The sequence below is a fragment of the Aeromonas lacus genome, assembly GCF_000764665.1.
Lineage (GTDB): Bacteria > Pseudomonadota > Gammaproteobacteria > Enterobacterales > Aeromonadaceae > Aeromonas > Aeromonas lacus.
In genome coordinates this window covers 1-12863 of record NZ_JRGM01000178.1, presented here as the reverse complement: position 1 = coordinate 12863, position 12863 = coordinate 1, and the positions used below count along the sequence as shown (strand labels likewise).

The window sequence follows — 12863 nt, the reverse complement described above, 5'->3', positions numbered from 1 at the left end:
GTGGATGCCGTCGATGCCAATGGCAACAAGCTCAGAGGCGATGGCACGGTCGATGATAACGGCGTGGATGCCGTCAATGCCAATGGCAACAAACTCAGAGGCGATGGCACGGTCGATGATCGCCAGCAAGTGCTTACCGATGAGCAAGAGCGTGCTCTGCTTAACAACGGCTTTCGCCAACAGGGGCAACCATAATGCGTTATCTGCTAACACTCCTCCTGCTCGGCCTCGCTGGCTGCGCCACGGTCGCCACCCCGCCGCTTTACCATCAAATGGATAAGGCAGATGTTCAACTGGCCAATCAGGCACTCACCAAGGCACTGGAAACCCGCACCAAAGGGCAGAGCCTCACCTGGTTCAATCCGGCTAACCGCCACTCGGGTAGTGTCACCCCACTGCGCACCTTCCGCCATACCAGCGGAGAGTGGTGTCGCGACTATCGCGAGCAACTCTATATCGGCAAGGCCAGCCAGCAGTGGCAGGATACCGCCTGCCGCAATCAGCAAGGGCGCTGGCGGCCACTACGCACTTAGTGCGTGACGGGATAAACGAAGGGGGGTAGCAGCGCTACCCCCCTTATCATCTTGGCCGACCCGTTATCCGGACGGTAGATACGCGGTTATACCCGACGATAAGGCAGGTACGCCGGCTCCCACATGTGGTTGAGGATATGCTGCTGCAGGTCCTGGCCAATCAGCGGATGGGAGGGGTCCTTGCGCACGATATCCTTGAGCACAGCGGTCGCCACATGCACCGAGATGCTGCGCAGCTCGCGAATGCGCGGATAGACAGCCCCCTTCGCCAGATCGACCTCGCTCACGCACTCGGCCAGCGCAAAGGCGGCGGTAGTGAAGATATCGGGTGTGATCTCGCGGATCTGGCTGACAATCGCCGCCAGCCCCACTCCGGGGAAGATAAAGACGTTGTTGCCCTGCCCGACCCGGAAGTCCTGCCCGTCATAATTCACATCCTTGAACGGACTGCCGGTCGCGACGATGGCCTTACCTTTGCTCCAGTTGTAGATATCTTCCGGCAAGGCTTCGCAGTTGGCGGTCGGGTTGGAGAGCGGGAACACCATGGGACGTTCGCAATGCTTTTGCATCAACTGGATATGCTCTTCCTTGAAGGCGCCGCCTGAACCACTGGTTCCCAACAAAACGGTGATGGGCACATGACGCAACACATCTGTCAGGTTGGCCTTACCGGGCACTTCGGTGTCCCAGCCGGCCAGCAGCAGGCCCGGTTTGGCATAACGGCGCTTGTACTCGTCTAGCCCCTCGCGGTTGTCGCACACCAGTCCCTGGGTATCCAGGATGTAGATGCGATCCCGCGCCGCCTGCGGATCCATTCCCTCGCGGATCATCCCCGCGCAGATTTGATCCGCCACGCCGACCCCGCCGGCACCGGCGCCATAGACCAGATAGTTCTGTTGGCCCAGGGTTTCCCCCTTGACCTTGACCGCCCCGATGATACCGGCCAGCACCACGGCCCCCGTGCCCTGAATATCATCGTTGAACGATGGCAGTGATTGCTGATAGCGAGCCAGATTGTTGAAGGCGTTGGATTTGCTGAAGTCTTCCCACTGCAGCACCGCATTGGGGAAGTGACGCTTGACCCCTTGCACGAACTTGTCGATGAACTCCTCATACTCCTTGCCGCGGATCCGCTTGTGCGGGCGACCGAGGTACATGGGGTCATCCAGCAGTTTCTGGTTATCAGTACCCACATCCAGCGCAATCGGCATGCAGCAGGCCGGATGGATGCCCGCCCCCAGGGTATAGAGAGCCAGCTTGCCGATGGGAATGCCCATGCCGCCAACCCCCTGGTCGCCGATCCCCAGAATCCCCTGGCTGTCGGTCACAACGATGATGCGAATTGACTTGGCATCGAAGTGACGAGCCTGGCTGCCCATGTCACCCACGTTGTCCGGGGTAATGTAGAGGCCACGCGGCTTCTGGAAGCGGTGGCTGAACTCCTGACACGCCTTGCCGACGGTCGGGGTATAGATATACGGGGTCATCTCCTCCACATGGCGAGACAACAGGGCATAGAAGAGGGTCTCGTTGCGATCCTGCAGCGCACGCAGATTCTGGTACTTCTCGATATCGCTGCAGGCGCTCTTGAAGCCTTCATAAACCCGCTCGAGCTGGGCTTCAAAGGTTTGCACCTGAGGAGGCAGCAAGCCATCGAGATCGAAGTCGGCACGCTCCTGTTCGGTAAAGGCGGTGCCCTTGTTGAGATAACGATTGTTGAGCAGATCAGTGCCAGTCAGTGCAACGGGGCGAAAATCCTGTCCCTGTGCATCTTTCCACAGCAGATATTGTCCGGTAGCCATAGTCATTCTCTTTGATTTACGTGAAGTTGCCGTTCGGCAGGAGAGCAAGAGTGATAATGAAATCAATCATATGACGTTTGGTTGTTTCGTTTTGTGAGCTTGGCCATACCCTGCGGCCAAAAAGATGTCCAAACGTGGCTCAAACACATCCATTTTCCGCACCGATGGCGGCGCGATGAGGCTACGCTGCAGTTGATGAAGAACTATGCTGAACATCAGACCCATTGCACGGAAACACCAACCGGTATGCCAGGCACCAACACCATACACAACATTCTTGTCGTCGATGATATGGCCTCCAACCGCTATATCCTGCGCAGCCTGCTCGAAGAGGAGGGGTATCAGGTGCGAGAAGTGGAAGATGGCCAGCAGGCGGTTGCTGCGGTTGCACAAGCCACTCCCGACCTGATCCTGATGGATATCAATATGCCGGTGATGGATGGCTACGAGGCATGCCGCCGTATCAAACAACAACAGGGGCACTGGGGCTTGCCCGTCATCTTCATCAGCGCCAACAGCGAGATCAGTGCTCTCGAACAGGCCTTTCAGGCGGGCGGCTGCGACTATGTCTCCAAGCCGTTCCACCAGCTCGAGGTACTGGCCCGGGTGCAAAACCAGCTGCGCCTGCGGGAGCTCGGTCGCCAGCAGGCCAAGGTGCAGCTCTATCAGAGTCTGTTTCAGCTCACCGCCGGTATCGCCCACGAGATCAACACCCCGGTCGGGGTTGGCATCACCGCCTCCAGCATGATACAGGGCGCCGGCGATCTGCTGGCCAATGCGGTGAAAAACGGGGTTCTGGGCCAGCGCCTGCTCAACCAGCAGCTGACCGATATCAAGGAGGGCACCGAACTGGTGGAGTCCAGTCTGCGCAGGGTCGCCCTGCTCATTACCCGCTTCAAGGAGCTGACCCGCGATCAGAATGAGCAGGAGGCGCGCCCCTTCGCAGTGAAAAAGTGTGCCGAGCATATGCTGCAGGCATTCGCCGCCGAGCTGCAGATTGCCAGAGTCACCCCCCGCCTTGAGGGGAACGAAGTCACCCTGACCGCCCCCGAGACGCTCTTCGTCGACCTGCTGCAGGAACTGGTGAAAAACAGCATGGATCACGCCTTTCACGGCAACGGGGAGCACAGCTTCACCATCCATGTCGCTCAGGATGAGGAGTCGCTGCTGCTCACCTATCAGGACTCGGGCCCCGGCATGCCGCCAGAGAAACTTCCCCGCCTGTTTGAGCCCTTCTTCACCACCCTGCGCGGCAACACCAGTCACTGCGGGCTCAGCGCCTGCCGCATCCACAACCTGGTAGAGAACAACTTGCGCGGTTCAGTCAACGTCACCAGCCCGCCGGGCGAGGGATTGCACTACGAGATCCACCTGCCACTCAAGCCGGTGACCTGAGCCGGCATGCAGAGAGGATTGAACATAACAGGGGGCGCCTCAGCGCCCCTTCTCTTTACGTTTTCCGTGCCCGACGGTCAGCTTGATTTACCCGCCTTCGGCTCATCGAGGGTGTGTTTCACCTCTTCATACCAGAGGTCGTGGTGCTCCTTGGCCCAGGTCTCGTCCACCTCGCCGGTCACCATCCCCTCCAGCGCCCCTTCCAGCTGGAACAGGCCCATGTAGATATGGAAGATAAAACCGCAGATGAGGATCAACGCCCCGACGATATGGATAAAGCTGGCCCACTCCATCTGGCGGCGCAGCTGGCCGAAGATGGGGAAGTCCAGAAACAGCCCGGTCGCTACCACAATGCCGCCAAACCAGATCAGCAGCCAGAAGATCGCCTTCTCGCCGCCGTTGGAGAAGCCCGCCGAGGGGTGACTGCCCTTGTGGGGCCCCAACATGCCGCCCGCCTTCATAAACCACTGCACATCCACCATGTTGACGATGTTGTGGCGAAACCACTTGATGAGCACACCAAGCAGGCAGAGGAAGAAGAGCGGCCCCACGTAGTTGTGGAACACCTTGGCGAACCAGATCCAGTTCTCCCACACCCCGATGCTCACCACCGGCTTGATGAAGTGCTTGCCGTAGATGATGGCCAGCCCCGAGCCGGACAGGGTCAGGAACATGGCCGCAGTGGTCCAGTGCAGCGCCCGATCGAGGCGGCTCCAGCGTTTGAGCTTGCGCCCGGTGCGCGGTTTGGAGAGCTTGGTCGGCCCCACCACCCAGTACATCAGGCCGCACATGGCCAAGGAGCCGAAGATAGCGATGGCACCGAGCGGCGACACCCACTTGGTCTTCACCTCGAACCAGAGCTGGCCCGGCACCGAGATAAGTACCCCATGCTCAGGCGAGCGGGAGGTAGTGTACCCCTCCTGCCCATCCTTCACCGCCCGCCAGTAGTCGGCACCGGCAAAGCCGACCGCCTCTTTCTCGGCGTCGGCGAAACTGGCGGTACTCACCAGCAGCAGGGCAGCAAACAGGGCCATTAGCCAGGTTTTCATGCCGCCCCTCCCTGTTTGTTCACCTTGCTGGCATCGCGATAGAGCGCCTTATCATCCTCACCCCAACCCGCATGAGGAGCACCGCGATAGGCCACCCGCTCGCGGAAGATGTCGGAGATAACCTGCGCATCCCCCGCCAGCAGCGCCTTGGTGGAGCAGAGCTCGGCACACATCGGCAGCTTGCCCTCGGCGATGCGGTTAGCCCCATACTTCTGGCGCTCCGCCTCGCTGTGATCTTCTTCCGGGCCACCGGCGCAGAAGGTGCACTTGTCCATCTTGCCCCGATCGCCGAACGCTGCGGTTTTCGGGAACTGGGGGGCACCGAACGGACAGGCAAACAGGCAGTAGCCGCAACCGATGCAGAGATCCTTGTTGTGCAGCACTATGCCGTCGTCGGTGTGATAGAAGCAGTCGGCCGGACAGACCGCCATGCAGGGGGCGTCGGTGCAGTGCATGCAGGCGACCGAGATGGAGGTCTCCCCCGGCAGGCCATCGTTGAGGGTCACCACCCGGCGGCGCTGGATGCCCCACTCGAGGGCATCGTCGTTCTCGTTCTTGCACGCCGTCACACAGCCGTTGCACTCGATGCAGCGCTTGGTGTCACACATGAATTTCATTCTGGCCATGGGGTCAGGCTCCTACTTTGCGAAAACGGCACAGGGTGACTTTGGTCTCCTGCATCTGGGTGACAGGGTCATAGCCATAGGTGGTGACTATGTTGACCGATTCCCCCAGTACATAAGGGTCAGACCCTTCCGGATATTTGGATCGCAGATCCTTGCCCTCGAAGTGACCGCCGAAGTGGAACGGCATAAAGGCGAGCCCCGGCTTGACCCGCGGGGTCACCAGCGCTTTCACTTTCACTCTGCCACCTTCCGGCCCCTCCACCCACACATCCTGACCGTCGCGCACGCCGACGTCGTTGGCATCCGCCGGGTTCATCTCGACGAACATCTCCTGCTGCAGTTCGGCCAGCCAGGGGTTGGAGCGGGTCTCGTCGCCGCCCCCCTCGTACTCCACCAGACGACCGGAGGTGAGGATGATCGGGAACTCCTTGCTGACATCCTTCTCCTGCACCGAGGCGTACTGGGTCGGCAGGCGCCACAGGCTCTTGGCATCGGGCCAGGTGGCGTAGTCAGCCAGCAGATCCCGGCGCGGAGTGTAGAGCGGCTCGCGGTGCTTGGGCACCTGATCCGGGAAGGTCCACACCACGCAGCGCGCCTTGGCGTTACCGTAGGGAACGAAGCCGTGCTTGATGGCGACCCGCTGGATGCCGCCAGAGAGGTCGGTCTTCCAGTTCTTGCCCTCGGCCTCCTTCTTCTCGGCTTCGGTCAGCTCATCCCACCAGCCGAGCTGTTTCATCAGGTCGGCAGTGATCTCGGGATATCCATCTTCCACCTCGCTCCCCTTCGGCCAGGAGTCTTCGGCCAGCAGCGACACGCCCTGATACTCGATGCCGAAACGGGCACGGAAACCGCCGCCCCCTTCCGAGACCGGAATGCTGGTGTCGTAGAGGATATGGCTGCCGGGGTGTTTCATCTCCGGGGTGCCCCAGCAGGGCCAGGGCAGACCGTACACTTCGCCACTGACCGGGCCACCTTCGGCCTTGAGGTTGGTCTTGTGGAAGGTGTGCCAGTTCTGCTGGTGCGCCTTGAGCCGCTCCGGACTCTGGCCGGTGTAGCCCACACTCCACATGCCGCGGTTGTATTCGCGGGTGATGTCTTCCAGCAGTGGCTGGTTGTTCTCCACCTTGATGTGCTTGAACAGCTGGTCGGCAAAGCCGAGCTTCTTGCTCAGCAGATACATGATCTCGTGATCGACCTTGGATTCGAACAGGGGCTCGATCACCTTGTCGCGCCACTGCATGGAGCGGTTGGTGGCGGTGACGGAGCCATAGGTCTCGAACTGGGTGGTGGCTGGCAGCAGGTAGACGCCGTCGGTGCGATCGTTCATCACCGAGGCAACGGTGGGGTACGGGTCGACAATCACCATCATGTCGAGCTTTTGCATCGCCTTCTTCATCTCCGGACCGCGGGTCTGGGAGTTGACCGCATGGCCCCAGTAGAACATGGCGCGGATGTTGGAGCCCTGCTCGATAAGATCGGCGTTCTCCAGCACCCCGTCCACCCAGCGGGAAACCGGAATGCCGTTGTTGTTCATCGGCAGTTTGCCGTTGTAGGCCTTGTTGTCGAAACGGGCCTTGATCCACTCGTAATCGACATCCCACACCCCGGCCCAGTGCTTCCAGGAGCCCTCTTCCAGACCGTAGTAGCCGGGCAATGAGTCGGAGGTGACGCCAAAGTCGGTGGCACCCTGCACGTTGTCGTGACCGCGGAAGATGTTGGTGCCCGCCCCGCTCTTGCCCACGTTGCCGAGGGCCAGTTCGAGGATGCAGTAAGCGCGGGTGTTGTTGTTACCGGTGGTGTGCTGGGTACCGCCCATACACCAGACCACGCAGCCGGGACGGTTGTCGGCCAGCAGCTTGGCGGCATCGTGCACTTGCTGTTCATTGAGACCGGTTACCCGCTCCACTTCGGCAGGTGTCCAGCGCGCCACCTCTTTTTGCACCTCGTCCATGCCGTAGACACGGGTGCGGATGAACTCCTTGTCTTCCCAGCCGTTCTTGAAGATGTGCCAGAGCATGCCCCAGATAAAGGCGACGTCGGTGCCCGGACGCAGGGAGAGGTACATGTCCGCCTTGGCGGCGGTGCGGGTGCGACGCGGGTCGACCACCAGGATCTTGCAGCCGTTGCGCTCTTTCGCCAGCAGGATGTGCTGCATGGCGACCGGGTGGGCCTCCGCCGGGTTGGAGCCGATAAACATGATCGACTTGCTGTTGTGCATGTCGTTCAGGCTGTTGGTCATGGCGCCGTAGCCCCAGGTGTTGGCAACCCCAGCGACCGTGGTGGAGTGGCAGATCCGCGCCTGATGATCCACGTTGTTGGTGCCCCACAGGGACGCCATCTTGCGAAACAGGTAGGCCTGCTCGTTGGAGTGCTTGGCGGAGCCGAGCCAGTAGACGCTGTCGGGGCCGGACTCCTTGCGCAGGCGCAGCACCTCGTTACCCACCTCTTCGATGGCCTGATCCCAGCTGATGCGCTGCCACTTGCCACCCACCAGCTTCATCGGGTACTTGAGGCGACGCTCGCCGTGGCCATGCTCGCGCAGGGCAGCCCCCTTGGCGCAGTGACCGCCAAGGTTGAAGGGGTGATCGAAGGCCGGCTCCTGACCGGTCCAGACACCGTTCTGCACCTCGGCATAGACGCCGCAGCCCACCGAGCAGTGGGAGCAAATAGTGCGCTTCACCTCGACCGGCACCTCGGCCGCCACGGTTTTGGCCTCGGCCCGCTGCATCATGGCCGGAGCCAGCCAACCGGCGGCCACGGCGCCACCGGCCACCAGACCCGAGTTGACCATAAAGGCGCGACGGGTCAGCCCCTGACCGCGAGCGGCCGCATTATTCTGCAAGTGGCCCTGCTCGCCCGCTTGGGGCTGCTCGGCACGTTTCGTCAGTTTCATGAATTCTCCTTCACTGATCAGGCTCAGTCGGTGCCGCGCAGGGTGCGATAAAAGTCGTGAACGTGGGGGGTCTCCCGATAGCCCTTGTCAGGCTCGGTGTCGTGGGTCAGCACCTCTTTGCCCACCACCCGACCGGTGGCACCGGCCAGTACGCCTATGGTGGCGACCACGCCAACTCCCTTGATCAGATTGCGGCGGGACGGGTCTTTCAGCTTTTCATCGCTCATTCTTGTGACCTCTGTTGTTGTTCTTGCTGGCGCCTGAGCGCCAGCTTCGCGTCCAATGGGATATCTCGTCTGCTCGTTTTGTTATGCGCAGCTTTTGTTATGCACAGCCTGTTATGCACAGATGGAGGCATTCAGCCCGTCACCACGCAGGCGCCAAACGGCAGGCGCAATTCGTTTTCCAGCTTGAAGAAATCTTCGGCAAGGGCGCCGACCGCCCGGTAGAAGCTGCCCCCTTTCGCCTGTTGCTGATCGCGGCAGCAGGCGAGTACCCAGGGGGCAAGGTGGCGCTCATAGAAGCGGTTGCGATCCGGGTGCTGCTCACCAATCAATGCCGCCATCACCTCGCACAGGGCGGCCAGATGATCTTCCGGCTCGCATACCCCGCTCTGGCGCTCGAAGCCGAGCGACTGCAGATCGGCGCGCAATACCGCCAGCGGCAGCTCCATCAATGAGCCGGTGAGATACCAGGAGGCAAACGGCACGATCTCCCCGCGCCCCAGCCCGATAAAGAGATCCTGATACTCCTCGGCAAGCTCGTTTTCGTGGTGGCTGCTGGCCGCCAGCTGCACCAGCCCCAGCCCTCTGGCAAAGGGGCCCGGCATCGGCTGCAACCCTTGCAGCCAGGCGAGCTGTTCGCCACGGGGGGCGGCGCGCCAGAGGCTCGCCAGCAGGGCGTAGAGATCGGCGCTGCTCTGTTCCAGTTCTGTCATGGTCAGTTCGCCAGCCTTTTCGTTATGTTGTTCACTCATCACTGGCCCCTCACACCTTGAGCTGGGAGACGGGATCCGCCGCCAGCGCTGCAAACACATCCTTGACCCGGCAGTCTTCACACATCAGCAGCCGCTGGGCGGCCTCGTTCTGGAAGTGGGAGTGACCGGCCAGTTTTTGCTGGATGCGGCGGATCATCGAGGCGGGCGCGAACGGCTTGCCGCAGCGAATGCAGCAGGCCGCCTCTTCGGCTTTCAGGCTCTGCACGGCGCGACGCGCCTCGGGCTCGGGTTGCAGGCGGGACACCAGCACGATGGCCTGTTCGGGGCACGCCTTTTCGCACATGCCGCACTGGATGCAGTCCTGCTCGATAAAGTTGAGGCCGGGCGTGTGCCCCACCGCATGCAGGGCGCGGCTCGGGCAGACCGCAACGCAGCCCATGCAGAGGGTGCAGTCTGCGTCTTTCAGCTCCACGCTGCCGTATGGGGCGCCATGGGGCACCGCCAGCGGCTCGCAGCTCCCTTCGTTGGCCTGCCAGAGGGCATCGAAGGCGGCAAACAGGTTTTCCCGTTTGTCCCCTTTGAGCGGCTTCTCCAGCAGGGTAACGGTGGGCTGGCCGGAAACAGGCTCACCAGCATCTGCGTCAAACAGAGCGATGCAATCGGCAGCGAGACCCGCGCCCGCCAAGAGCACGGCGGCGCTCGCCAGTTCCCGCTCAACCAGTGCACGGACGCTGGCGGGGGCGTCATCGACCAGCGCAATGCGCACCGCGCTGGCGCCATAGGCAAGGGCGGCGAACCAGCTCTCGATGCCTAAACTCGCGCTCTCCTCCACCCAGACTGGCAGCCAGTTGGCGGGCAGTCGTATGAGTTCCGTTTCCACCCATTCACGCTCGTTTTCACCGGCGATCAGCAGTCGAGGCACTTCGCCGCCCGCCTCCCGGTAGTGCTTGAGCAATCGGAACAGGTAGTCACCGCTGGTGTTGGCATCGGGCTGGTGATAGGCAATCGCCCCGGTCGGACAGGCAGAGGCGCAGCTGCCAAAGCCCTGACAGAGATGGGGATCGATCTGGATGCGACCATTGATGGGCTTGAGGGCATCGGTCGGACAGACATCGAGGCAGCGGCTGCAACCGGGCACGCCGCGGGCGGTAAAGGCGCAGGCCTCGGGGTCGAGGCGAAAATAGCGCGGCTTGTCGAAAATTCCGGTCAGCGCACAGAGCTCGGCAAGCCGTGCGGCCAGCACATCGTCATCAGCCAGATGCAGATAACCGACCGGCGGGCGCTCCAGCGCAAAGAGCGGGGCGCGGCCCAGATCGGCCACCAGATCAAAGCGCGGTTCGCGTGGCGGTTCACTAACAGCAGCCGCTTGTTGTGGAAAGCCTTGCTGTGGGAAGCAAAGCGCCGCCAGAGAAATACGCTCACCCTGCCCATTGAGGCCGGAGAGCTGGAACTGCCCCAGATACCCTGTCAGGCTCGGTTCGCGCAGGGTCAAAGCCGCGAGGGATGCGGTGGCATCAAAAATGGCTTCAAGATCTGCCGCCTCAGCATCGTGAACCGATTCGGTCACCAGCAGGGTGGGCTTCACCCCGGCAGGCAGCAGGCTGGCGGCGCGGCGAATGCGATCTTCCGGGCCGACCAGCAGCAGGCGCCCCTGACTCTGGTAAGAGACAGTGGCCGGGATCAGGTTGTCGGTCTTGACCGTATGCTGCAGCGCATAGGCGCGCGCGTTATGCTCGGCCGCCCCCGCCTCGCGGGCTAGATTTGGGGTCAGATTTGGCAATGTTTGTTCAGTGCTCACATACGCTCCTGTGCGCGCCACCTCATGGGATGGGCGCTTGTTGGTAAGCCGAGAGAGCAAGAGGCGAGCCAACTCCCCCGGAAAAAAAGTAACTGACAGGGAGTCAGGATCCTGAGGGTTCCATTCCCTCACCTTTGGTTGGGACATTTTGTCCACCACGCCCAACCAAAATGTCCCGATCGTCGGTGGGGGTTTGAGAATGGTTATCAGCCAGCTCGTCGGCGGCAGGCTCGCTGACAACCGCAACCGGTTCAGCGGATCCGCTGGCCGGATTGGCCGATTCGCTGTCTGGCGCAGTCACCTGATCCACCAGCCAGTTGCGCAGCCCGGCGGTCAGGGCCGCAGGCAGCAATTCGGGCTGGCTGAAATCCTGGGTGTAGTCGTCGAGCCCATCCGGCTTATGGCTGCGAAACATGGCCCGCAGCGCCTCCTTGTCGGGGAGTTTGGCCTTGCCCGGCTGAGCCGTTGTTAGCGGTGGTTCGCCACTCTCAGCCCCCTCAACGGCAAGGGGTTCACAGCTCCCCTTGTCAGTGCTAACTACGGGGCTATCCATTGTAATATCTGGAGTTTCACCTTCGCTACTGCCTTCAGTTGGCGCGGCAACAGCCTCGGGAATGGCCTCTTCCCGTAGCTGCAATACCTGATGCTTGCGCGCCTCACTCTTGCGAGACGACCAGCGCTTGAGAAACTCACTCATGGGCATTGTTTCCGGCGCTGTTTCCGCTATCGCTGCCACGCTCGCGGCCATCGGGGCCGGTGGCTTTGACGGCACCGCAATTGGCAGGCTCTGCGGCATCGACACCCAGCTGATCCTGCGCCCGTCCCTTGCCCTGCTTGCCCTTGCGACGGGCCTCCAGCAGCTCGCCGTGACGGCCGATAAAGGCCTCCACCCAGGCTTGCAGCGCCTCGGGCAGCGGGCAGGAGAGCACCTGCCGCTCGCCATCCATATAGGCAGCGGCCACGGTCTGGCTCAGGGTGAGGCCATCGGCCACAAAGCCATTGTCCACGCGGCTTCCGGTGACAAACAGGCGGGGCGAGCCGGAGCTCAAATTGAAGCGATAATCCCCCCGCTCATCGCGAAACAGGGTAAGGGGCAAGGCACCTGCGGCCTCGGGCTCGGCGGGATGGAGCGCCGCAATCTCGAAACGGCGGCTCTGCCAGCGGCCAACCTGGCTGTCGATGGCCTTTAACTCCAGTTGCAGCCAGCGCTGCGGGGGCAAGGTATTGGTTGTCTCTTGCACTGTCACGGCTCCCATCAGAAGGTCTCTGCCGGGCCGCCCTCCCCCTTGATCCACCCCGGTCGGGGCGGGTCACGGCAGGAGATTCATGGCGGCCACGGCCATCAATGGGATAAGACTTAGCAAGAGTGGGGCCAAGGCGGGATGGTGTGTTCCATCAAGAGGGGCAGGATACAAAGAACTTCCAACGCGACCGTTCTAATACGCTTCGCTATTAGAACCTACGGCCCTTTCTTTATCATGGTTCTCCGCACAGCCCTGTCGTAACTAAAGGCGAAATTTATAGTGGTATTTTTTTATGACCTAACTGCTTCAACGCAAACATACCTCTTTCTGAAACAGAAATGCTATTATCGGATGCAAATTTTTCAGCAAAATGAACCGCGCATTCGCCAATCACATCAATATTTTTAATTAAGAATTCAGCAGAAACACGCCTAACAATTGAAGATTTATCATGTGCCGAAAGCTCTAATAAATCCAACGTTGATTTTTTTACACTTATATCAGTAGCAGAAATAATAGGAACATATTTACCGATGCAAGAACTTTTGTCTTCCCACTTCCACTCCCTCCTCTCAACCCATGATAC

Annotated in this window: 12 protein-coding genes and 1 pseudogene; 3 read left to right on the top strand and 10 right to left on the bottom strand. The window is 61.0% G+C overall.

Translation table 11 applies throughout. The annotated features are described in order from the left end of the window. A pseudogene (locus tag LG31_RS21740) lies at positions 1–195 on the top strand (hypothetical protein); the annotation flags it as partial. After that, positions 195–533 carry an RT0821/Lpp0805 family surface protein gene (locus tag LG31_RS0119480; RefSeq protein WP_084059666.1) on the top strand — a complete coding sequence of 113 codons (339 nt, stop codon included), beginning with the start codon at positions 195–197 and terminating at the stop codon, positions 531–533. The pseudogene LG31_RS21740 and the gene LG31_RS0119480, both read left to right, overlap by 1 nt. Positions 534–619: 86 nt before the next feature. Here the strand turns inward: LG31_RS0119480 and LG31_RS0119475 are convergent, their stop codons facing one another. Next, a complete protein-coding gene (locus LG31_RS0119475; protein WP_033116062.1) occupies positions 620–2335 on the bottom strand; it encodes an NAD-dependent malic enzyme in 1716 nt (571 codons plus the stop codon). A gap of 246 nt (positions 2336–2581) precedes the next feature. Between LG31_RS0119475 and LG31_RS0119470 the strand changes: the two genes are divergently transcribed. Continuing rightward, on the top strand, positions 2582–3730 hold the full coding sequence (locus LG31_RS0119470; protein ID WP_033116061.1) for a hybrid sensor histidine kinase/response regulator: 1149 nt from the start codon (positions 2582–2584) through the stop codon (positions 3728–3730). A 77-nt stretch (positions 3731–3807) separates the two neighbouring features. On the opposite strand, the gene LG31_RS0119465 is transcribed toward LG31_RS0119470, so the two are convergent. The 9 genes from LG31_RS0119465 to LG31_RS21325 all read right to left on the bottom strand — a co-directional run. Further along, positions 3808–4779, bottom strand: a complete 972-nt coding sequence (locus tag LG31_RS0119465; RefSeq protein ID WP_033116060.1) for a formate dehydrogenase subunit gamma — start codon at positions 4777–4779, stop codon at positions 3808–3810. Further along, entirely contained in the window at positions 4776–5405 is a 630-nt protein-coding gene (gene fdh3B, locus LG31_RS0119460; RefSeq protein WP_033116059.1) for a formate dehydrogenase FDH3 subunit beta, read from the bottom strand. Before fdh3B ends, LG31_RS0119465 begins: the two co-directional genes overlap by 4 nt. A gap of 4 nt (positions 5406–5409) precedes the next feature. After that, a complete protein-coding gene (locus tag LG31_RS0119455; protein WP_033116058.1) occupies positions 5410–8298 on the bottom strand; it encodes a formate dehydrogenase subunit alpha in 2889 nt (962 codons plus the stop codon). Between the two features lie 23 nt (positions 8299–8321). Continuing rightward, positions 8322–8525, bottom strand: coding sequence for a transcriptional initiation protein Tat (locus LG31_RS0119450; protein WP_021229865.1), 204 nt, complete (start codon positions 8523–8525; stop codon positions 8322–8324). A gap of 131 nt (positions 8526–8656) precedes the next feature. Beyond that, entirely contained in the window at positions 8657–9274 is a 618-nt protein-coding gene (locus LG31_RS0119445) for a TorD/DmsD family molecular chaperone (RefSeq protein ID WP_033116057.1), read from the bottom strand. Between the two features lie 10 nt (positions 9275–9284). Next, positions 9285–11033, bottom strand: a complete 1749-nt coding sequence (locus LG31_RS0119440; protein ID WP_050513493.1) for a 4Fe-4S binding protein — start codon at positions 11031–11033, stop codon at positions 9285–9287. A 103-nt stretch (positions 11034–11136) separates the two neighbouring features. After that, positions 11137–11730, bottom strand: coding sequence for a DUF3306 domain-containing protein (locus LG31_RS0119435; protein WP_033116056.1), 594 nt, complete (start codon positions 11728–11730; stop codon positions 11137–11139). Continuing rightward, positions 11723–12289: a DUF3305 domain-containing protein gene (locus LG31_RS0119430; protein ID WP_033116055.1), complete on the bottom strand. Its 567-nt coding sequence runs from the start codon at positions 12287–12289 to the stop codon at positions 11723–11725. The genes LG31_RS0119435 and LG31_RS0119430 overlap by 8 nt, the downstream gene beginning before the upstream one ends. A 262-nt stretch (positions 12290–12551) precedes the next feature. Continuing rightward, a partial coding sequence (locus LG31_RS21325; RefSeq protein ID WP_202963017.1) for a hypothetical protein occupies positions 12552–12863 on the bottom strand: 312 nt, incomplete at its 5' end.

Excerpts from the sequence above, each read along its gene's own strand:
- LG31_RS0119430 (WP_033116055.1), bottom strand. The coding sequence starts at position 12,289 with ATGGGAGCCGTGACAGTGCAAGAGACAACCAATACCTTGCCCCCGCAG.
- LG31_RS0119480 (WP_084059666.1), top strand. The coding sequence starts at position 195 with ATGCGTTATCTGCTAACACTCCTCCTGCTCGGCCTCGCTGGCTGCGCC.
- LG31_RS0119465 (WP_033116060.1), bottom strand. The coding sequence starts at position 4,779 with ATGAAAACCTGGCTAATGGCCCTGTTTGCTGCCCTGCTGCTGGTGAGT.
- fdh3B (WP_033116059.1), bottom strand. The coding sequence starts at position 5,405 with ATGGCCAGAATGAAATTCATGTGTGACACCAAGCGCTGCATCGAGTGC.
- LG31_RS0119455 (WP_033116058.1), bottom strand. The coding sequence starts at position 8,298 with ATGAAACTGACGAAACGTGCCGAGCAGCCCCAAGCGGGCGAGCAGGGC.
- LG31_RS0119475 (WP_033116062.1), bottom strand. The coding sequence starts at position 2,335 with ATGGCTACCGGACAATATCTGCTGTGGAAAGATGCACAGGGACAGGAT.
- LG31_RS0119445 (WP_033116057.1), bottom strand. The coding sequence starts at position 9,274 with ATGAGTGAACAACATAACGAAAAGGCTGGCGAACTGACCATGACAGAA.
- LG31_RS0119435 (WP_033116056.1), bottom strand. The coding sequence starts at position 11,730 with ATGAGTGAGTTTCTCAAGCGCTGGTCGTCTCGCAAGAGTGAGGCGCGC.
- LG31_RS0119470 (WP_033116061.1), top strand. The coding sequence starts at position 2,582 with ATGCCAGGCACCAACACCATACACAACATTCTTGTCGTCGATGATATG.
- LG31_RS0119450 (WP_021229865.1), bottom strand. The coding sequence starts at position 8,525 with ATGAGCGATGAAAAGCTGAAAGACCCGTCCCGCCGCAATCTGATCAAG.